The sequence below is a fragment of the Paenibacillus sp. FSL H7-0326 genome (assembly GCF_001955535.1).
GTDB lineage: Bacteria > Bacillota > Bacilli > Paenibacillales > Paenibacillaceae > Paenibacillus > Paenibacillus shunpengii.
The window spans coordinates 271,336-293,389 of sequence record NZ_MPVN01000003.1; the positions used below are offsets into that span (position 1 = coordinate 271,336).

Genomic DNA, 22,054 nt, shown 5'->3' on the forward strand with positions numbered 1-22,054 from the left:
ATGAATGTTATTTACGACATGGGAGCAGAGCCTCCGGATACGACGATATTACAGCAAAAGCGCAGGGTAAAAATATGGTTGAGACTTAAGCAGGATAAGTACCTTTACCTTTTAGGTTTACCCGGATTCATTGCGCTAATTGTGTTTAAGTTCTTTCCTATGTACGGTATCCTTATTTCCTTCCAAGATTATTCTCCATTCTTAGGGTTTATGAAGAGCGAGTGGGTCGGTTTAGAACATTTTGAACGACTGTTTTCAGATCCAGACTTTCCGGTTCTGCTTCGGAATACACTAGCCATTAACCTCATGGGCTTGATCTTCTTTTTCCCAATACCGATCATCCTTGCTTTAATGTTAAACGAAGTAAAAAGGGAAGTCTTCAAGCGTACAATTCAATCCATTGTGTATTTGCCGCACTTTTTGTCTTGGGTTATTATCGCTAGTTTGACCTTCACATTCTTCGCGACGGGGGAAGGCCTCATTAATAAAATGTTGGTTCAGCTTGGCTTTTCTCCGATGGATTGGTTAACGAATCCGAATTATTTTTGGGCCATGCTGACAGGCCAGAGCATATGGAAAGAAGCCGGTTGGGGAACTATTCTATTCTTAGCTGCCATTGCTGGTGTGGATCCTCAGCTCTATGAAGCGGCTCGGATGGATGGAGCCAGCAGATTTAGACAGATGTGGCATATTACACTCCCTGCAATTCGCAACGTCATTATTATCCTCTTGATTCTTAGAATGGGCAATATGATGGATGTCGGACTTGAGCAGGTATTCTTAATGCAAAATAGTTTGGTATCCGAAGTATCTGATGTATTTGATACATACGTATATCGTGTCGGGATTCAACAATCCGAATTCAGTTACAGTACCGCAGTTGGTTTGTTTAAATCTGTGGTCGGATTGATTCTTATTCTAGGATCTAACTGGCTGGCCAAGAAGTTCGGGAACGAAGGATTCTTCTAACAATTGCAGAAAGGGGGATTTATGTGAGCTATTCTTTCTCTGAGAAAATTTTTTCTGTCGCTAATTACTTGTTATTAACGGTTATAGGACTTGTCTCATTGTTTCCTTTTTATTATATCATCGTAGGATCATTTACTTCTTCGACTTCTTTCACCTCAAGTGAAATTTCCCTGTACCCCAAGGAGTTTTCGCTTGAAGCTTACCAATATATTCTATCTACCAGCACATTTTTACAGTCAATCGGCGTTAGTACGTACTTGGCAGTAGTAGGCACCTTACTTAGCTTGATTGTCACCGCAGCCTTCAGTTACATGATTTCACGTAAAAGGCTCTATGGAAGAAAGGTATTTATCACCTTATTAATCATCACCCTGCTCTTTAATCCGGGTATTATCCCGAATTATTTGATAGTTCAGCAGTTTGGGCTTATGAACTCGTTATGGGCCATCATTTTACCTGGCCTAATTAGTGCGTGGAACGCTCTATTAATTAAAACCTTCTTCAACAGTATTCCAGACAGTCTGGAGGAATCCGCTTATATAGATGGAGCGAATGACCTTCGAATCTTCTTCCAGATTGTTATTCCATTGTCTCTGCCAGCCATGGCTGCATTTGGTCTGTTCTTTGCAGTTGGCTATTGGAACACCTTCTTTAACGCCGTATTGTATCTTACCGATAACGAGAAGTGGCCTTTACAAGTGCTTCTTCAGCAGATGCTCGTCAGTTCGTCTACAAATATTGGGGATGCAGCAGCAGGTGCAGGTGGAGAAGTTCAGGTAACGCCGGAGATCATCAAGATGGCAGCCATTGTCATCGCAACGGTACCTATCCTTATGGTGTATCCATTCCTACAGAAGCATTTTGCTAAAGGCGTTATGCTAGGATCTGTTAAGGGATGATCACAATAAATTGAATTAGTATGTGAAGCACTCTGCTAAAGGAGGCGTGATATGCTTTATTTTATCTTAACTTGAGAAGGAGAGAACTGCGTGTCTGAACAAGCTGTATTTTCATGAAATTAACTTCAATCAGCCTTCCTTGTCGGTCTTGGCCAGGAACTCCATTTTATTTGATGTGTAGAAAACGCTTACGTAATTTTTAAGAAGGAGTAGATGTTGTGCTAATAAAAAAAACTTCAGGTCTTATGGCCGTAATTTTATTGGTAGTTACCTTACTTAGCTCATTTAGTGTCATAGTTCCTCAGCATGTAGAGGCAGCCGAACAGAACAATGCAGTCGATCACATGAGCTATGCAGGGCGTGTAACGGAAGATGTATATCTTGAGACGGATGGAATTCTAGATGAGGCCGTTTGGTCATTAGACACCCCGGTAACAAACGTGACAGTGGGCACAGCCGCGGATAATGACATTAGATTTAACACAGTCTGGAGCTCAACATATTTGTATGTAGGAGTGCAAGTTCTAGATACAACCGTTGTGAACAATCATAATGATACACAGCTGTATGAGGATGATTCTGTTGAGATTTTTCTGGACGGTAATAATGGGAAGACCAATGCCTATCAGAGTGACGATTATCAGATTATGATTCGGTCAGATAATCGGCTTGCTGTAAAGCAGAAAAGTGCGGATGTTGTTCTAGACGGTCTGCATACGGCTACTAGTCCAATCGAAGGCGGATACAATGTGGAGTTGAGAATTCCTTGGGCAAGCCTTGGTGTGACGCCTGAGGAAAGATTAAAGATAGGATTTGATATAAGCAACAATGATAACGACACGACTGACGGTGTAGGTGGTCGTGCAGCTCAATTAACATGGAACGCTAAGGGAAACACGAACTATGGGAATACTTCAACCTTTGGAACGTTGTCCTTAGCAGGGAACACTAAGCCCGTTATCTCGACCGAAGGAAGTCCCACGATCGATGGGACCCTATCGGAAAATACTTGGCATTTAGATTATTCCTTATCTTTCAGTAATAATGAAGTCGAATTTGGTTCATTATCCGATCCACACTTTCTTTATTTAGGGTTTAAGGTAGGAGATGCTGAAGTTCATCGTGATTCCGATACGGATCCAAGAAATGATGATAGCATCGAAATCTTCCTTGATGGCATTAACGCTAAAACGAACAGTTATGAGGAAGAAAATGATCGTCATTTTGTTATCGGTTACGGTGATCTGGTCCCTGTTGAAATGGGGGGACGAGCTATTGACAACGTCAAGTCTCGTTCTTTGGCCATGGATGGGGGTTGGGCAGTTGAGGTTGCCATTCCGTGGAGTACATTAGGCATCGTTCCGAGTGATGGAATTATGTTAGGTTTTGACGTTGCTGTGAATGATGACGATAACGGGGGAAGCCGGGACGAACAGGCAATCTGGAGTGGTGATGAGTATAACGAAGCAGATACTTCGGGTTTTGGTCTCTTGATCGTGAATAACGAGAATATTGTGAAACCATCTTACGAAGGTCCAAAAGCCACGTTCGTAGATGAAGCATCCGATCTCTCCAAAATATTTGAAAAATCCAGCAATATTGTGACTGCATCCTGGCCAAGCGCTCTGCCGAAAGAGCCACGGATTCTTAACAACGGTGGTACAGAGGATTATGTCATCTATAAAAGTCCATCATCTTTGGACATTTTGGACTTTGTAATCGAAGAATGGGTTAACACAGATCCTGCACCATTCATGAAATTTTATGTATCGAATGACAACCAGTCTTATCGTCCATTAGATCCTGGAGTACATCTCCAATCTGAAGCTTATGAAACTGCCTCCCGTGATAACGGATGGTATACAAAGTACAAACATACGTCATCAAATCTTCCTGAAGGAGCAGTCTATCTCAAGATTGAATTCACGAATAATGGAGCATCCAATGGGCATAAATCTCTGCTTGAGAATGTGTCATTTAATTACAAAACTCTTGAGTTACGAGAAGAGTATGAGGGGCCTCGAGTTACATTTGAAGACCCTGCTACGTCACAAGCGTTAATTTACAAGAAATCAACCTCAGGAAATCTAACAACAAGTTCAATAGCTCAAGGCGGACCGTTAATTGCGGATCGAATTAAAATTTACAATGGGTGGGAAGATAACACATGGATTATGTATAAAAATCCAGAAAACGGATCTGATATTGTCGATTTTGAAATTGAAACGGTTGAGAAGAACGGTAATTGGATTCGGTTATCCGTATCTCCTGATGAGAATAATTGGACGGTGTTGTCAGAAGGAGCACACTACCAAATTGAAACGCTCATTAACCCAGATGCCGAGGAGACCGCAAACTACGGAAAATACTTATATAAGTCAGAGAATATGCCGGAAGGTCACAAATATATTAAACTTGAATTCATGAATCCAAGTGGAGCGGCAAGAGATTCGTCGGTCACGAAGGTTCGAATTGATTACAAGAAAGATAACCTGCCTCCATCGTCTCTTACTGCAATCAATGAATTCACCTTCTTAAATGAATCTATTTCCGGAGATGTTTATGGTCAAGATGGAGATGGTGATCCATTAACCTTCTCTATTTTGCAAGCTCCTAAGCATGGTACAGCTGTTATTCCTGATTCGACTGAAGATCGATGGACGTACACGCCTAAAGAAGGATTCGTTGGATATGACATTTTTCTAGTAGAGGTCTCTGACAGTCGTGGAGCCACCTCGATGACCAAAGTGGTCGTCAACATTACCGATCGACCTTCGAATTTAACGTACTACGTCGATATAAGCAATGGCAATAATCAGAATACCGGTCTTTCAGAAGACCAAGCCTTCCAGACCATCCAACGGGCTGCGGATATGACAAAGCCTGGTGATACGGTATTAATCATGGATGGAACCTATGTGGAGGATTTCAGTCGCGGAGATAATGAGGGTGTCGTCGTTATTAGACGCAGTGGCGCACCCAATTATCCTATCACTTATAAAAATTATCCAGGGCATAAACCGAAACTTCATGTGAAAAAGGGCTGGAACCATATCCTGATCAACTCGGCCTCGTATATCACTATTGAAGGCTTAGAGATATCTGGTAATGGCAAAAACATTACTTATGAACAGGCGAAAGAAGTTACTGATCTGTTCTACTCCGGGGACTTTAGCTGGATGGACGAGCGCATTCTGAGAACTCAAACTAACGGTATTAGTGTACGACCGCACAGCGTGAGCGCAAATTTTGTGGATAAAGCGATACCTTCACATATCATCATTCGAAACAACTATGTTCATGATGTACCAGGTGGAGGAATCAATACCGATCAAGCGGATTACGTAACAATTGAACATAATACCGTGCATGATACAGCGCAGAGCAGTTCTTTTGGGCAGAGCGGTATCTCGATCTTCCATGCTCAGGATTCTGCGAAGTATGATGCGAACGACTATCAATATATCATTCGAAATAATGTATCTTACAACAATTATGTAAGGGTTGAGGCATTTCGTTTTAAAACGATTACAGACGGTAATGGCATTATAATTGACGACTTCTCGAACGGACAGATTAAAGCTTTGTATCCGAATAGTGTGGCCATTCCTTACGCAGGTCGTACGTTAGTGGAGAACAATCTGGTATACCACAACGGTGGGTCTGGCATTCATTCTTATCATTCACATAACATCGATATCTTTAACAACACGGCATATGACAATGCGAGAACTCCGGAACTTATTCACTGGGGCAATATGTTTATCCAGGACGGTAAAGATTCAAGAATGATGAACAATATCATCGTCACCACGAACCCCAAAGGAAATGCAACGAGTAACATTAAAAACACGAACGTCAAATACGATTATAATATTTACTTCGGAGGACTCGCAGCAGGCGTGCCAGCAGCGATTAAAGGGCGAAATGATGTCATTGCAGATCCGCGGTTTGTGGATCCGGCAGGCTTAGATTTCCGTCTGCTTCCGGACTCTCCAGCAATTAATACGGGTAACAGTAATATTGGAACTGATTTCGATTTGGATGGAGTGCCTAGACCATGGGGAGCATCCCTTGATCGGGGAGCTTACGAATATTACGAGGACCTTGAAGCTCCGACACCTCCAAAGAATTTAACAGCATCTGAGATCACACAATCTAGTTTCGTATTAAATTGGACGAAGTCCATCGATGACGTTGGGGTTAAGGGATACCATGTGTATCAGGGAGATAAACAAATCGGCACAGTAACAGGCACAACTTACGACATCATGGGGTTAAACAGCAGAACGAAGTATTCAATTAAGGTAAAAGCCTATGATATATCAGGAAAACAATCTATGCCGAGCGAAACTCTTGATGTCACAACTTCTCCTGCAGCTAATGAAGGAGGTTCGTCGTCGGAAACGCCTAAGGAGTCAACAAATTCTCCAGAAAAATCAACCGATAAGGTAATAAATACAGCTCAACTGGAAGAAGGAGCCGTGTTTAATACCGAAGTGGAGATGGATGCGCTGCTAAAAGCAATCGAGAATGCTGATCAGAACGTAACCATAGTCGTGCCTGACAATACTGACGCAAACTCGGTAAAAGTTAAACTAAATTCTGAAGTTCTTACAAAGGCAATTGAAAATGGAATAGAGCGAATAACAATAAAAAACGACTTCGTTACTGTATCCTACACCTTACAGACTTTAGAAGCTGTTAAAGACAATGTGGTGTTTATCATCACCAACCTTGATCAATCTGGGCTGGATTCAAGTAAGGTGACTAAGCTTGAATTCTCAGTTTTGATGGATGGGAAGGCTATTTTAAACTTGGGATCTAAAGAATCAATCCAAATTACCATTCCATTCACTCTAGCTGATATGGAGAAAAAGCATATGGTCGTGGCGTACCATATTTCAGAAGACGGTAAGAAATCATATAAGAAAGGTAAGTATGACCTCAACAGCAAAGAGCTATCGTTCTATACGAACCAGCTTGGCAAATACGAGGTCATGAGCAATGAAACGAAGTTCTCTGATCTGCATCATGTACAATGGGCTGAGGAAGCGATCGAATACTTGGCTGCGTTACAAATCGTGAAAGGTTACAGTGAACAAGCCTTTAAGCCACATGGTGAAATTACCCGTGCAGAGTTTCTGCAAATGTTAATTAATGCTTACGATCTTAAGGATACATCTGAATCAACAGCAAATTTCAAGGATGTAAAAGAGGATGCATGGTATATTGCAGTAATTGCAAGTGCTCATAAGTTAGGTATTGTAAGTGGTTACAAGGATAACACATTCAAACCGAATCGTACCATTACTCGGGAAGAGATGATTGTAATGGCGGCAAATACTGTTAAGGCTTCAGGAACGAAGCTGAATTCCATTAAAGAGAAGGTAGTATTTAGTGATCATTCAGAAATAAGTAATTATGCAGCAGACGCAGTTTACGATTTACAGCAGGCTGGGATCTTAAACGGGTTAAATAACGGTAAATTTAGTCCGAATAGAACCGCTACGCGAGCTGAATCTGCGGTAATTATTCAGCGGTTGCTTCAGGCGTTGTAACAGTTTATATTTATAAACAATGCACACCCCCTTCAGTATAAACTGTCGGGGGTGTGCATTGTTATCATATATTTCCTTTATGTGTTTCGCGATATTGTGAGGGAGTAACGCCTTCATGCTTCTTGAACACACGATTAAACCAAGAATGCTGATATCCCGTTCTTTCTGCAATTTCATTGATCCGAAGATCAGTATCCAGCAGCATCTTCTTCGCTTTCTCAATACGCACCTTTGATACATATTCCACGTAATTAATGCCCGTCGTTTGTTTAAAGGCTCGGCTTAGGGAGGAAATATTTGCAGCACCAACCTGTTCAGCGTATTCCTCGAAGGACCAGTCCTTCATATAGTGCTCTTCAATTAATTGGATAACCTTCTTGACGGCTTGTTTGAGCTGGGTATTGTAAGAGTTGTTCATTTCCCTGATATACGGAATAATAATTTTGTTCTTAAACCAAGTTTCCATTTCTGCTAATTGTTTTAATTTTCCAAGTTCAACGTATAGATTGGTACTGCCTTGGATTGCAAACACGTTAAAGCCGGACTGAAGCAGTGTTTGATGGACGTTGCCTACGAGTTGAGCCATAGCTTGCTGTACATAAAGCTCGATGCCTGTTGTTTCGTTCAGTTCTTGCATAAGTGATTTAAACGCTTGTAATGCTTCCTCCTCTTGTCCAAGGCGAATGTAATGTTGAAGAAGCTTCTCCGCTTCAAAAGGATATTGGAATTTGAAATCTCCTTTAAGTGAAATGTCATCAATCTCTATGATCTGGTTCGACTCCGTTAGATTACGGTATTTCATAATCTGATAAGCATCTTCAAGTGTCTGTGGGATATCCTTCAATTGAAGTCCAGAACCACTTACTGTAATGGTAACTTGAATCTTGAGGAGGCTTAACAATGTGGTCGCAATGTGTTCTGACAGCGACCGTAGTTCTTCTCTCACAGCCGATTCTGGGTGATTTGACGAGAAACCAGTAATAATTGCAAGATTCATATTCTGCAAGTTAACAACATGTGAATCAGGAACTCGAATGCCAGTTAACTCATTAACGATATTGGCCGCTGCGAAGCAAGCAAGCTGATAATCGTCTTGTTTGAATTTACCTTCTTCTTGCATAAGTCCAAACAATTGAATCACGACAATTGCAAATTGTTGATTAGAGGTATTCCAACCGTAATAATGGAGCTGTCTCTTCAACTCCGGCTCCTTCATATAATTGAGGTGACCCTGGATCAGCTGAAGGATGAAGCTTTCCCTTAGGCTAGGTAGTTGTTTCTCTAATTCGTTTTGTAAATGCAGACTCGTAAGTGAGAGCTTGTCCATATGCATTCCAATAAATTCAAGCTCATCTGTGTCGTGTCTTATGTCTTCCTTGCCGGAAGGAGAGACTTTGGATAATAACCGAGCTACAGGCTGATAGATTCTTTTGGAAGCGATCCAAGACAGTATAATCGAGACAAGCAAACCTATAATGCTGATGAACAAGATCATTCTAGACATAAAGACCACCGGTGCAGATACCTGTGATAAATCTGTAGCAGTTGCCAGAATCCACTCCGATCCCAATCGCTGAAAGGATTCATAATTAATTGAATACCGTTTTTGTTCATGTTCAAATACGAATGATTCGTGAGTTTTTTGCTTGATTTTATGTAATACCATAGTTTTGAGGTGATCTCTTGGGAAAGCCGATCCCAACTGATCATCGCTTTGTTGGAACAGCGGGTCACCAGTGCTATCGAATAGCAACGATACCCCAGTTTTATCAAAGCTTCCGAAGTACTCTCTTAGCTTGTGTGAGGACAGCTGAACGATAATGACAGCATGCTCATTCGCATTTCCCCCACTGATCTGATGGAACAGCATGTATTTAAAGGAGTCTTCACTATATTGGTTCGTGCTAGCGGATAGCTCTGAGGGATTGATCTCACTTGACCAATAGATATCTTCTCTGACTTCAAGCAGTTTATGTAATTTGATTCGAAGCTCAGCGTTATCTAATTCATTATATCCGCCTAAATTGGACATCAAAGTAGCCGTTGAGTCGATATATAAATAGACCTCTTCAATTAACGGATTGGTTTCGCTCATGATTGAGAGTGAACGGAAAATTTCACGAGTCAGGTTCGGCTCTGAAGATAAGTCATTTTCTAGATTGTCCTTATTAAACAGTGGATTAAACGCCCACTGCGACGTACTTTGTTCAAGCAGGCTAATTTGTTGATCAAACTGACTTATTGAACTCGCCAACACCTGTTCATGAGAGCCGGTAAGCTCCAATTCAATTCGCTCGCGACCAATCGAGTATAAGCTTAACCCGATTAAAGCCGTTGGCAAACAAGTAATCAGGAGTAATAGAATCAAGCTTTTTCGAAAGATGGGTGATGGAATTAAGTTGCTGCCCCACTTCGATATACGTGAGAGCGATTTGCTCACAAGTTCATCTCCTTTATGATAAATAGAATCATGATTGTAGTAAAATCATTATAACAGGATATGCTTCTTTTTTTAGGAATTTTATGGATTTCCTCATTCGCATATTATTTGCAAGCGCTTACCTTCAAGTGAAATTACACTTATCTTATATGTTTCCATTCGTAATCAAAACAGTCTTATTGCGGAAAGGAGTCGGATGGTATTACATTTATACCGCAGATGGAACGAAATACAAACGATGAGGAGATGCAAAGATTTAAGTCCCTGTCTGCTATTAGAAATAAAACTGAAAATTACATGACTAAGGGGGAAAATTTAATGAGAAGAAAAACAACATCAATAAAAGTACTGTCTCTAAGCTTGGCGTTAACGACTATTTTAGCGGGATGCGGTAGCAACAGTAGTTCAAATAATAATGAGTCACCTTCATCAGTCCAATCGAAGAAACAGACCGAAATTAGTATTTTCACAATCAATTATTCTGCTGAGACACCTCAAGCGGACAACGTGATAGAGCTGGAGATGGAGAAGCGCACGGATACGAAGTTGGACATTACTTTCCAACCTGCTAACAGTTTTGACGATAAGTTCAAGGTAACGCTCTCTTCCGGACAATTACCGGACGTCATGCTGACCAAGTGGATATGGGATTCTGCTGTCTTAAAGGCCATTGAGCAAGGTGCTTTTTGGGATCTCACACCATTCATAAAGGATTATCCGAACTTAGCTTCGGTTTATGCTGATGCAATTGAAAATACAAAGGTAAATGGAAAGGTATATGGCATTCCTCGTCCTCGTCCGTTGGTTGGGGGTCAAGGATTCCCGATGCTGCGTGAGGATTGGTTAAAGAATTTAAACCTAGAAATACCACAAACGATGGATGAGCTGTATAATGTTTTGAAAGCGTTCACGGAAGAGGATCCGGACCAGAATGGCAAGAAGGATACAATGGGTTACATCGGAAACGTTGCAGAGAATTGGATGGATAAGCTGACCTTCGTTGAAGATGTATTCCATGGTCATAACGATTCGTTCAAATATGTTGATGGCAAGATCATTTGGCGTGATTTGGAGCATGCTGAAAAAGATGCGTTGTTGTGGATGAAGAAGACGTACGATGAAGGCATATTGGCACCTGATTTCGCCATTATTAAGAATTCTCAGATGTCTGATTTCTTAAAGCAGGGCAAAGTGGGAATGTTACCTTACGCGATGGATGCTTCTCAGATCGGAGATATGCTTACCACTCTTCGAGCAACGACGCCTGAAGCTGGTCTAGTCCATGTACCTACCCTGGAATCTCCTGCAACCGGACAGCCATTCTATCCGAAAGAAGGCGGATTTTTCGGAAACTACCTGATTTCCAAGAAAGTACCAGAGGCGAAATTGAGAGCCATTCTTGAATTCTTTGATTATGGGGCTACGGAAGAAGGTATGGAACTTGCCAGCTACGGTTTAGCAGATCAGCATTTTTCTGTTGTAGAAGGATTGAAGACGACTACTGAAGAACACAAGAAGAGTGGTTTAGGAAATTACAACAACATCTGGACGTTGGTTGATGAGCATGCACGAATTCAGCCAAAGAACGGATTTCCAGTTGAATATTATGAACGAGACAAAGAAGTCATTAAGACACGGATCGAGCTTGGCTATTATAATAATATGAACGGCGTCACGTCTGAGACGGAGAATAAATATATGCCTGAATGGGGCAAGAAGGTTCAGGATATGAAAATTCGCGTCATTATGGGCAAGGAATCCATTGAAGCATGGGATAAGTTCGTAGACACAATGAAGAACAATCCGGACGTACAGAAAATGCTAGAAGAGAAGCTAGCAAGCTATCAAGCACTGGGTAGAGACTAAATTATTGAATAAGGCTTTACAGATACGAGAGGATGAGATCATCGTGAAGAAACGTTTTTTTTCTGATGAAAGCTTTTGGAATACAAAAATTGAAATTAACCCCAAGATCGTTACCCGCTCTTCCCATTTTATTGATCTATTGTATGAGGCGGATCAGGAAAAAGGATTTCATATCAATTTGCACTCTTGGACCATCCCGGTTTATGAGGTAACCAAGGATACACCTACATTCCATATTGGCAAAAGAATGATGCAGCATACGGGAGAAGGTAAGGCTTTCTACATGAACTCAAAGAACTTCATTGGGAGCAATAAGAATCATCCGTTAGGTCACGCTCCTGGCTTTGGTGTAGACGTTCCCATTCCTGAAGAAGCCATTCCGGATAAGGAATCTGACGCTCATATGGCTCTGATTGATTATGAGCAAGGTATAGTTTGGGATATGTGGGCAGCTGAGAAAAAACCAGACGGTACTTGGTGGTCCTGCACAGGCATACGATATGACCTGAACGGAAGCGGAGTCTTCGACCCTGCAGAATTCGGAATTCATAATGGCGAAAGCATTCATTTGTATGGCCCTTCCCGTGCATCAGGAGTACCCATCATTGCTGGCTTAATCATGCATGATGAAATTATGGAAGGACGAATTGAACACAAACTGGCTTGTGCATGCTCTATGGTCGGGCTACTTGAGCATTGTTATCCTCCTGCTATTTGGACAGACGGTGCGGTTCCTAATGGAATTCCGGAAGGAGCATTGATTCAATTAGATCCAGGTCTAGACTTGGATACTTATGATCTGACTCGTGAAGAGAAGATTATTGCCAGAGCGCTTCAAGAATATGGAGCGGTGTTCACGGATTATTCTGGAGGAGTTACATTGTATGGTGAAGGGTTATGGGCGAATAAAGATAAAGATTGGGATGGACTACTTGACGAGAACGGATTACGAAAGATCCCGTTTGATAAGTACCGGTTTGTCGAGACAGGCATAACCATGGAAAAAGGCATGGTGCCGATGCCCCACCACCATCTCTTTAAAGCTTATCATGAGAAAACTGGCCTACCGGAAAATATCATTATTAAATAAATACGTTTATTCTATGGTTGAGCCACTTGAAAACAAGTATAAAACAGGTAGAATCTACATTTTAAGTTATGAATTGCGACACCTAGTTCAAAAAATATAAAAATGGCCCATGGCCTGATTCGTGTAACAGGAGAATCAGGCCATGGGCTACTTATGATGAATTGTAAGAATCATTTTGAATACATTATAATGGAATCTGAAGGAAGGCGTTGAAATCTGATAAATAATATTTGTGACTGTGAATAAATCCTGCTGTTGATGGGGCGGGAATATAAAACGTTATGTGAAAATTCTGTTAGTTTAAATCAGAAGGGAATTAGAATCCGTGAAACGTGTCAATGTAGCGTACTCTTTAATAACAGATCAATCTAAATCTAAAGTACTCGCAGTCAGGAATGTGGGGCGCTCGAGTTGGTCTCTGCCTGGCGGAGCTGTCGAGCCCAATGAATCATTAGAGCAAGCTGCTGTTCGAGAAGCCAAGGAAGAAACAGGGCTAGATGTTAAAGTCTACGGTATTGTAGCAATCAACGAATGCCAATTTGATAAGCTACAGGAGCATGCACTTTTTATAACCTTTAGAGCAGAGATTATTGGAGGAATCGAAGAGATACTGAGACCAGATGAAATTTCGGAAATTGCTTGGTTAGATATCGAACAGGCAGATGAATTAATGCCTTATCATAAGAACGGCTTTAGGAGCTTAATTTACGGCAATGAAATTACATATTTTAATGAAGGGATCAAGTAAACAAGATCAACGGGATTTCATATATAAGAACACTTGTGCGTAAAAATAAATTGAGGTAATATTTTACTGGCATCAAATCTAGCGTTGAACAAAAAATGAGGTGTTATATCTAATGAAATCCACGGACCTGATTATTATGAATTTTGAAGAAGTACGAAGAAGAAGTATGAAAGTATGGACATCCATACCTTCTGAGTATTTGAATTGGAAGCCAGATGATCAAGCAATGAGCTGCATTGAAATGATTCGTCACGTATTAGAATCGGAATATTATTACCATTTAGCCATATTAAATCGTGGAAGTTTAAAGAGCTTTGCTTCACCATTTGAGTCACAACCGTATACATCTGTGGAGAGCGAAATTGAATTCGCTAAGCCATATAGAAATGCATTTCTCGAAACAGTCAGTTCATTTGAACAATCCGACCTGGAGGATATTAAAATTGATCGCTCAGATGTTGGGTATATAAGAACACTCGGAGATATGTTATTAAGAATTGCATATCATGAATCTGTACATACGGGTCAATTGCTTGATTACTTACGGACTGCAGAGGTTCCAAGAATAAGAATATGGGATTAATATAGAGTCGTCCATGATTGATAGATTGACGAATAGGCTGTTTCCTTAAAGAGGGACGGTCTATTTCTTTTTCCTGCAGTATCAGTCATCTACTTTGACAAAAATAAAGAAATGCAATACTATACTCTTAGTTAATCGTAATAATTACTAATAAACGAAAGTATATATGACAGGAGAATACCATGGGTCAACAGAAAAACAAATCAAAGATGCTGCCAAAATCAAAGGGAATCGATGCCGCATCCGTATATAGTCCAGCTGAGTGCAGAAGAAAGGTAAAGCATATCGTACTGAACGAAGCGAATGCCAAGATTGTTGAGGAGTTTTTGCAGATTCAACAAATGCAGGATAAATTTGAAGCTGCTGATGTACCGATGCCGAATAAGATCGTCATGTTCGGACCTCCGGGTACAGGTAAAACGCTGACTGCTTTTTATATTGCTGAACGATTGAATCTGCCGCTCATCATGGTTCGCTTGGATGCGATCATTCACAGTCATTTGGGGGAGACAGGCAGTAATTTGCGAAAAATATTTGAGTATGCCAAATCTACTTCATGTGTGCTGTTCTTGGATGAGGTGGATGCTATCGCCAGGGCCAGAGATTCAATTGATGAAGTTAAAGAGATGGCTCGCGTTGTTAATACTCTGCTCCAGTGCCTGGACGAATTTGATGGCTCCAGTATATTTGTAGCTGCCACCAATCTTCAAGCTGAACTTGATCATGCTATTTGGCGCAGATTTGATACGCGGATGCATTATGATCTGCCTGAGGAAACGGAGTGCAAGAGTTATATATCCAAGCTATTGGGGAGTGAACTCGTGGAACCGACGATAATTGATGACGCTGCTCAGTTGTTAAGAGGCTGCAGCTTTGCAGATATGGAGCAGGTGATGATCAAAGCCAGACGCAAAGTAATCATTGAAGAGAGCAGCATGGATTACACGAAGATAAAAAATGCATTTAATGACTATTTTCCGAACACGATGGTCCAATAAAGCAAGAGTCATAGAACTGATCAACTCTATTCTTTTTCGTCTTAGGTTGACAGCAGAGAAAGAATGTAATAAAGTGTTTTTAGTTAATCGTAATAATTACGAATAAATAACAACAGGCAAAGAAAGAGAGGATCATGATGCAAAAAGGAATCCACCCAAACTACCAAACGGTCATTTTCTTGGATGCAAGTGCAGACTACAAGTTTCTCAGTGGCTCTACGAAGACTTCATCAGAGTTCATGGAATGGGAGGACGGTAACAGCTATCCCGTCATTCGTGTAGATTCCAGCTCAGCGTCCCATCCGTTCTTCACCGGAAGACAAAAGAATACGGAAATTGGCGGGCGTGTTGATAAGTTCAAACAGAGACTTAAGCATAAGAAGTAAAAATTTATTAGAAAGGGACGTGAAACGCAATGAGAGTAATTGTGACTTTGGCTTGTACTGAAACAGGTGATCGGAATTATACTACGACGAAGAACAAACGGAATCACCCTGAAAGATTAGAAATGAAAAAATACAGCCCGAGATTAAAAAGATATACGCTGCATCGTGAAACTCGTTAATTCTAAGAATTGCAATATGTCTGATATAGGGTGTTGAATAAAAGTTCGAAAGAAGGTTGTTTCGTTGGCAAAGAAATCCAAAGTAGTGAAGGAACTAAAGAGACAGCAAATGGTTCAAAAATATGCGGATAAACGCAGGGAGTTAAAAGAAAAGGGAGATTATGAAGCGCTGCAGAAGCTGCCGAGAGATTCTTCACCAACAAGGCTCCATAATCGTTGTGCAGTCAGCGGAAGACCACGTGGATATATTAGTAAATTTGGTGTGTCCCGAATTGTATTCCGAGAACTGGCGCACAAGGGTCAGATCCCTGGAGTAAAGAAATCCAGCTGGTAACCTTGTAATGGATACTCTATAAGGCTTCCTTACTTATATGGAAGCCTTATTGTACTAAGTGTTGATTTTAATACTTCCGTCTATTTGTTATTCAATCCAGAAATTACATTTGAAAGGGAGCTGTACAATGGATCTGCAAAACGCTGCGAACGATGGCAGAATACCCGTCACTGTACTAAGTGGTTACTTAGGTGCTGGAAAGACAACGATCATGAATCATGTGCTAAACAATCGAGAGGGTCTTAGAGTAGCAGTCATCGTTAATGACTTGGGCGAGGTCAATATCGATGCTGATTTGATACGAGATGGAGGCGGCTTATCTCGAACAGATGAGAAATTGGTTGAGATGTCTAATGGCTGTATCTGCTGTACGCTGCGTGAAGATCTTCTTGTCGAAGTGGAACGACTTGCTAAGGAACAAAAGTTTGATTACATATTAATAGAATCAACCGGGATCGGAGAGCCCGTACCCGTAGCTCAAACCTTCAGCTATGTAGATGAAGAGAACGGCATAGATCTAACTAAATATACTCGCCTTGATACGATGGTTACGGTGGTGGATGCTGCACAGTTCTGGATCGATTTTAATTCTAAAGAATCTTTAAAAGACCGCGGTCAGGCAGTCGGTGAAGAAGATCAACGTGGGATTGTACACTTATTAACGGATCAGGTCGAATTCTGTGACGTACTGATCCTTAATAAGATAGATCTTATTACAGAAGAAGAATTGATTCGTCTTGAGAAGGCATTAACTGCCTTACAGCCCGAGGCGAAGCTGATTCATGCAGTACAAGGACGTGTAGATCCACAAGATATTCTAAATACAGGCCGCTTCAACTTCGATAAAGCAAGTCAGTCTGCAGGCTGGATTAAAGAAATGTTAAAGGAAGAACACGTACCAGAGACAGAAGAATATGGAATTCACTCCTTTGTGTATAAACGCAAGTTACCCTTTCATCCGGAAAGGCTGCTCCGCTGGATATCTAAATATCCTTCGACGATTGTTCGATCCAAGGGACTGATGTGGCTCGCTACCCGCAATAATCTAGCCTTATCATTTAGTCATGCGGGGACATCGAAACAGCTCTCTCCAGCAGGAGTGTGGATTGCTTCACTGAGCCAGGAAGAAATTGACTTTCATTTCAATGGGAGGATCCCGGATATTCCCGACTGGGATGATGTGTGGGGAGACCGGATTACTAAGATGGTGTTCATTGGAATTGATATGAATCGCACCGAAATTGAGGAGAGTCTTGATGCAGCACTATTAACTGAAGCTGAGCTTCTCTCTAATTGGAGAGAATTCAAGGATCCATTTCCTAAGTTCCAATAAACACATTACTATTTCTATCCAATGATATCTAGCGAATACTAATAGCGAAGTCCTTGAGAGCAAGCTTACTCAGGGACTTCTTTTTTATGGAATGAAAGCTCCCCTCATCGTTGTATCGTCTATATCTAAAATAGTAACTTATTATATAGCTGCACATTATACATTTAGGATACAATAACTTTACAACAATACATGCAAACAGAAGGAGTAGATATGAGCAGCATCAATGTACCGAAGGCCTACGTGATACACAAGATCGAAGCAAAGCCTTATGATCAAGTTATTGCATTTGTCATAAAAATGAGGAAGGAAGTATTTCCTATGCTGTCATCGGAACAGCTTCCACAGGATTTGGATCAATTTGAGCAGCATTATGTGCTGAGAAAGAATGCCGCATTTTTTGCTGCTACAGCTGAGGACGGTTCTGTGCTGGGTACGATTGGAATCTGTCCCTACGATGGGAGACTTAAGCAGATCGAAGGAAGGTATGACTTATCTACAACCGCTGAAGTCGTCAAGTGTTACACGGACTCCACTTGTCGCCGTTCAGGCATTGGTACGGCGTTATTCGAAGCAGCGGCCTCTTTTAGCCGGGATGCCGGTTATGAAACGTTATATTTGCATACGCATGCTTTCTTACCAGGCGCCATACCTTTTTGGACAGCAAAAGGCTTCAAGGACAGATTGGCTGAAGATGATCCTGTATGGCAGACGCTGCATATGGATATGACATTATGAAGGACGATTAAACCTGTGCAGTAAGGATATATGACAGGCAAATAAGCGCATTGACCTACCATCGTTCTACTTAACCTCAAACAGCATATATTTTGGAGAATAACGGCTGTGAGAGGAGGATGAATTTGATGAGTGATGCGTTGTATGAGCATCGGTTTTGGCTGCAAATTCTTGGTGATCATTGTCGGTTTATTTTTACTGCGCTTTCACCTAAGGAAAAAGAGGAAGTCGCCACCGCTGAACGTTTGATGAACCGATTTGATACCCTGCTCAATGAAGCGAGACGTTCGGATGCATCGACAAATATATCAAATCTGACCTATGAAGCTCATCGAGCCACAGAAGAACTTCGAAACTTCAAATTATATTTGCTGGAACGTCAGCTTATGGGTAAGGTAGATATCCTTCTGACGCCTTCCTTCATTAATCATATGGTTAACGAATTAGAGGAGTATCAGCGGATATTAAAAGCGCTGCTTGAAGGGCAAGATGTCCCCGTATTTCATCCACTCCATTATGATATGCTATGGCTGCAGGATGCATATGGCCATGCAGCCAGTCTGGCTGCTGATTTGGATTTTGCTGAAATGCAGCTTATTGAGAAAAGTAATGCATTTCAGAACAATTTCAAAGGATTTTACCTCAAGTCAGTGGAAATGGCAGGATATTTACGTACGCATTTAAAAGGCTTTCCTGCACTCACAAAATTTCATGCGGATGTAGACCTTGAAATGAAAGTATTCATGCACTTTCTGGCAGAACTTGAGGAATTGGAGCTGCGCGGTGAAGTGTTGGATCGAATCAATCCGTTAATGCCAGATCATATGTATCGAGAAGAATGTTATTATTTATCGAAGCTGGCTGCACTGGGTGAAATACAAAGCCCTAATTGCGATCCAACCAAGCCAAGAGTTTCTAACTAAGTGAACTTAAAAAGGATGACTTCTGATTTCATCGGAGGTTGTCTTTTTTTAATTCGAATAAACTGGATTTATATAACTAATATTGTTTCCTTGCCCTCTTTTATCATTATGTTTATCCCTGTTGAGAAATGGCCGCAAGAATCCTATGCCATTTTGTGGGCTTAAGACTTTAACGGCCGGATATTCTTAATATTCTTTCTTCCTACGATTACGAAACAAACGAACAACCAAGACGATTACGATAATCCATAATGCAAAACTGAGCAAAGAGAGCACGGGTGCGCCCAAGGAGAAGCCTGCAAACGGATTAAACAATGATCCTATAATGGTACCTAATGCCAACCCGCCGAATAGGCCGCCAAGACCGCCAAATCCAGTTCCTCGTGTAGGCGTCGTTCTGGGTTGGGAAGGATTGTTCACATTATTATCCTGTCTTCCCTGATTTGTGCGATTCGGGTTACGAATTCCGGGATTATAGCTGCGTCTTGGTGAACGAAAACTGCCCCGTCGAAAAGGTTCAACAGTTCCGCTTTGTTCCATTTGATAGGATTCCTCAGGTGGATCGGGTGTGGCGCTAATCTCAGCTACAGAAAATCCATTCATTATGATCAAGATAAGGAGTACGATCATCCATTTTCTCATATGTTTATCACCTCACCCGTAGTTTACCCTTAATGCCATAGAACATTCGAAATGAAAGAAGTGAGTAACATACCGAAATTTGGTAAGGATTCTCGAAAAGTAACGCAAAAAGAGTGGAAGAGCTTCGGGAGACAAAGCGACTAAGAAGTATCGAACAGGCTGATCTTAGGATCGGCTCCTTTTTTGTTGTTTTTTTGCTTAAAATGAACTTTTATAGCGATATAAATCTCTTATTTATGAAAAGGGGGGAGTCTATGAACATAAGCCGTCTTGTTAAACAAGCTCAAAAGGGGAAGAAAGAGGCTTTATTACAGCTCATCTTAGCTGATCAGGACGCTTATTACCGTCTTGCCTACAAATACATGGGAAATAAGCATGATGCTATGGATGCAATGGAAGATATGATCGTAACTCTATATGAGAAGCTCGATCAGTTACAGAAGCGAGAAGCTTTTTACAGTTGGAGTAAAACGATACTTGTTAATCATTGCAGATCATTACTCCGTAAAAAAGAAAAATGGATTCTCATTGATGGAGAACAGGAGTCATTCATAACGAATCTGACTGAAGACGATCCTTATCTTCAATTTGAATCTGAAATGGACATGAGCATGCTTCTGTCGAAGCTCAGTCCACGTCAGCGTGAAGCGATCGAGCTTCGTTATATACATGACCTTCCTTATCAGGCCATTGCAGACATGACAGATACACCGATTGGTACGATCAAATCCAGAATCTCACAGGGGTTAGTGAAATTGAAATCAATGAACGGAGGTGATCGTTATGAGAACGATCGAGGAGAGATTACAAGAACACAAGCAGACCTCGGACAGAATACAGGCACCGTCAGAGCTGGAAAGCAGACTTCGTAATGCACTAGACCGTGTACCGAATAAAAAGAAGAAAAACGAAGCTGTACTGTGGTTTGGGCTATCCGCTGCCGCCTTAGTGTTCATGATTGGAACCTATCAATATCCGGCATTAACTTATTACGGAAACAAAATATTGAATATGGAGCTGAACGCATCCAGCTTCTCAGAAGCTGCCGAAGAGGGATACGGGCAGCTTGTAAACAAGAGTATAACTCTAGATGATGGTACTGTGATTACGGTTGAGAGGGTAATAGCCGATGATAATGCATTCACTATGCATTACTCTATTGATCGACCAAAGGGAGAAGAAATAAGCAGTTATTCATCCCGATACCGCGTAGAAGGCATAAAAGGGTTCATGACTGACTCAATCATTAAAGAAGGTTCTGGCGGTTATAGTGAGGATACAGGAAAATTCATGGGAACCTATCGATTTGAACCGATTAGTCCTTTCTCAAGAAATTTAACGGTTAATTTTTATGAATCTATGGATAATGCCAAGCCAGTGCCGTATCCAATTTCTTTTAAATTTGATGCCAGCAAAGCAATGAAGAGTTTAGTAAAAGAAAAATTCTCGGAGTCTGTTCCCATCGACCAGGGATTTATTCATTATGAATCTATTACAGCTTCACCAAGTTCCACGGTCATTACGGGACACTTTGAATTAGATGGAGATAAAGAGCCTTGGTTTTTCGGCAGGACACGTCTATATGTAAATGGAGTGGAAGTGGAGTCACGAGGAATGGAATCACAACTTAACACAAAAAGAGGTATTAGAGAGTTTAAGATAGGATATGATGCGTTGCCAATAGTAGAGAATATTAATAGCATAGAGTTATTAGTTGAGAATTCTAATGGTTATTATAAAATACCAGAATCCATCTCTCTTGCCTCACCATCTGATCAATCCATTAAAGTGGGTAATGAGAAGTTATGGATTCGAAGTGTGAGCAAAACGGAAACAGGATATGATGTCGTGGTTGCCTCCAAGCAATTTACAATTCTAGAAAAGAATAATTTATTTGCAGAAGCAGGAGGGAGTCAGATTCCTGTGTCATCCATTTCTTCTCAGCGTCCTTGGGATTTGGGCAATGGCAATATTTTGTGGGAACGAACCTATTCCTTTAATACATCAGACAGACCGGAGACATTACATCTCGATGGATATCATTATATTAAGACATATAATAAGCGTGTAACCATTCCTATTGATTAAAAGAAGGAAGCTGTAAGTAACCAGAAGCTAGCCGATCCAGTTATATGATGGAAAAGCCCACCCGATAACCAAATCGGATGGGCATATTTTTGCGACTACTACTTATTAATATCCTTTAAATGCCTTTGCAATGATAACTAGCAAAATGAAGAGAACGAGGATTGCAGCAACGCTGTTTCCATCTTTATGAGAACCACCATAAGTTCCGCCAACATATTCATATCCGCTCATTTACTTCACCTCCTTGCTGGTCATGCTTACATTCTATGCATTTTCA

19 protein-coding genes are annotated in these 22,054 nt (G+C 41.1%); 16 read left to right on the forward strand and 3 right to left on the reverse strand.

Annotated features, from left to right (window positions below):
• Nucleotides 1-18 precede the first annotated feature (18 nt).
• From BK126_RS17190 to BK126_RS17200, 3 genes are all read left to right on the forward strand, one after another.
• On the forward strand, nucleotides 19-969 hold the full coding sequence (locus BK126_RS17190; protein ID WP_076314092.1) for an ABC transporter permease: 951 nt from the start codon (nucleotides 19-21) through the stop codon (nucleotides 967-969).
• A 23-nt stretch (nucleotides 970-992) separates the two neighbouring features.
• Complete coding sequence (locus BK126_RS17195; protein WP_076313783.1) at nucleotides 993-1,868, forward strand: carbohydrate ABC transporter permease; 876 nt, start codon at nucleotides 993-995, stop codon at nucleotides 1,866-1,868.
• Nucleotides 1,869-2,086: 218 nt separating this feature from the next.
• A complete protein-coding gene (locus BK126_RS17200; protein ID WP_143757743.1) occupies nucleotides 2,087-7,429 on the forward strand; it encodes a sugar-binding protein in 5,343 nt (1,780 codons plus the stop codon).
• A gap of 64 nt (nucleotides 7,430-7,493) precedes the next feature.
• Here BK126_RS17200 and BK126_RS17205 read toward each other — a convergent pair whose 3' ends face one another.
• Entirely contained in the window at nucleotides 7,494-9,869 is a 2,376-nt protein-coding gene (locus BK126_RS17205) for an AraC family transcriptional regulator (RefSeq protein ID WP_076313785.1), read from the reverse strand.
• Between the two features lie 318 nt (nucleotides 9,870-10,187).
• Here BK126_RS17205 and BK126_RS17210 point away from each other — a divergent pair, with 318 nt between their 5' ends.
• The 11 genes from BK126_RS17210 (at nucleotide 10,188) to BK126_RS17260 (ending at nucleotide 19,047) form a co-directional block, all read left to right on the forward strand.
• Nucleotides 10,188-11,735: an extracellular solute-binding protein gene (locus BK126_RS17210; RefSeq protein WP_076313786.1), complete on the forward strand. Its 1,548-nt coding sequence runs from the start codon at nucleotides 10,188-10,190 to the stop codon at nucleotides 11,733-11,735.
• Between the two features lie 43 nt (nucleotides 11,736-11,778).
• Nucleotides 11,779-12,825, forward strand: coding sequence for a hypothetical protein (locus BK126_RS17215; protein WP_143757744.1), 1,047 nt, complete (start codon nucleotides 11,779-11,781; stop codon nucleotides 12,823-12,825).
• Nucleotides 12,826-13,150: 325 nt separating this feature from the next.
• The gene (locus tag BK126_RS17220) at nucleotides 13,151-13,573 is read left to right on the forward strand and encodes an NUDIX hydrolase (RefSeq protein ID WP_076313788.1); all 423 of its coding nucleotides are present in this window, start codon (nucleotides 13,151-13,153) and stop codon (nucleotides 13,571-13,573) included.
• Nucleotides 13,574-13,685: 112 nt separating this feature from the next.
• Nucleotides 13,686-14,156 carry a DinB family protein gene (locus BK126_RS17225; RefSeq protein WP_076313789.1) on the forward strand — a complete coding sequence of 157 codons (471 nt, stop codon included), beginning with the start codon at nucleotides 13,686-13,688 and terminating at the stop codon, nucleotides 14,154-14,156.
• 182 nt (nucleotides 14,157-14,338) lie between these two features.
• Nucleotides 14,339-15,154 carry an AAA family ATPase gene (locus BK126_RS17230; RefSeq protein WP_076313790.1) on the forward strand — a complete coding sequence of 272 codons (816 nt, stop codon included), beginning with the start codon at nucleotides 14,339-14,341 and terminating at the stop codon, nucleotides 15,152-15,154.
• A 137-nt stretch (nucleotides 15,155-15,291) separates the two neighbouring features.
• Nucleotides 15,292-15,540: a type B 50S ribosomal protein L31 gene (locus BK126_RS17235; RefSeq protein WP_047910338.1), complete on the forward strand. Its 249-nt coding sequence runs from the start codon at nucleotides 15,292-15,294 to the stop codon at nucleotides 15,538-15,540.
• 29 nt (nucleotides 15,541-15,569) lie between these two features.
• Nucleotides 15,570-15,719 carry a 50S ribosomal protein L33 gene (gene rpmG / locus BK126_RS17240; protein ID WP_076313791.1) on the forward strand — a complete coding sequence of 50 codons (150 nt, stop codon included), beginning with the start codon at nucleotides 15,570-15,572 and terminating at the stop codon, nucleotides 15,717-15,719.
• Nucleotides 15,720-15,783: 64 nt separating this feature from the next.
• Nucleotides 15,784-16,053 carry a 30S ribosomal protein S14 gene (gene rpsN, locus BK126_RS17245; protein WP_076313792.1) on the forward strand — a complete coding sequence of 90 codons (270 nt, stop codon included), beginning with the start codon at nucleotides 15,784-15,786 and terminating at the stop codon, nucleotides 16,051-16,053.
• A 127-nt stretch (nucleotides 16,054-16,180) separates the two neighbouring features.
• Nucleotides 16,181-17,386: a GTP-binding protein gene (locus BK126_RS17250; RefSeq protein WP_076313793.1), complete on the forward strand. Its 1,206-nt coding sequence runs from the start codon at nucleotides 16,181-16,183 to the stop codon at nucleotides 17,384-17,386.
• A 213-nt stretch (nucleotides 17,387-17,599) separates the two neighbouring features.
• Nucleotides 17,600-18,124 (forward strand): GNAT family N-acetyltransferase, encoded by a 525-nt coding sequence (locus BK126_RS17255; RefSeq protein WP_076313794.1) that lies wholly within the window; start codon nucleotides 17,600-17,602, stop codon nucleotides 18,122-18,124.
• A 128-nt stretch (nucleotides 18,125-18,252) separates the two neighbouring features.
• Complete coding sequence (locus tag BK126_RS17260; RefSeq protein ID WP_076313795.1) at nucleotides 18,253-19,047, forward strand: DUF2935 domain-containing protein; 795 nt, start codon at nucleotides 18,253-18,255, stop codon at nucleotides 19,045-19,047.
• Nucleotides 19,048-19,233: 186 nt separating this feature from the next.
• On the opposite strand, the gene BK126_RS17265 is transcribed toward BK126_RS17260, so the two are convergent.
• Nucleotides 19,234-19,689, reverse strand: coding sequence for a hypothetical protein (locus tag BK126_RS17265; RefSeq protein ID WP_076313796.1), 456 nt, complete (start codon nucleotides 19,687-19,689; stop codon nucleotides 19,234-19,236).
• Nucleotides 19,690-19,943: 254 nt separating this feature from the next.
• Here BK126_RS17265 and BK126_RS17270 point away from each other — a divergent pair, with 254 nt between their 5' ends.
• The gene (locus tag BK126_RS17270) at nucleotides 19,944-20,561 is read left to right on the forward strand and encodes an RNA polymerase sigma factor (protein ID WP_076313797.1); all 618 of its coding nucleotides are present in this window, start codon (nucleotides 19,944-19,946) and stop codon (nucleotides 20,559-20,561) included.
• Nucleotides 20,473-21,777 carry a DUF4179 domain-containing protein gene (locus tag BK126_RS17275; protein WP_076313798.1) on the forward strand — a complete coding sequence of 435 codons (1,305 nt, stop codon included), beginning with the start codon at nucleotides 20,473-20,475 and terminating at the stop codon, nucleotides 21,775-21,777. The genes BK126_RS17270 and BK126_RS17275 overlap by 89 nt, the downstream gene beginning before the upstream one ends.
• Before the next feature lie 105 nt (nucleotides 21,778-21,882).
• Here the strand turns inward: BK126_RS17275 and BK126_RS29145 are convergent, their stop codons facing one another.
• Nucleotides 21,883-22,008 carry a sporulation protein YjcZ gene (locus tag BK126_RS29145; RefSeq protein WP_143757745.1) on the reverse strand — a complete coding sequence of 42 codons (126 nt, stop codon included), beginning with the start codon at nucleotides 22,006-22,008 and terminating at the stop codon, nucleotides 21,883-21,885.
• Nucleotides 22,009-22,054: the final 46 nt, after the last annotated feature.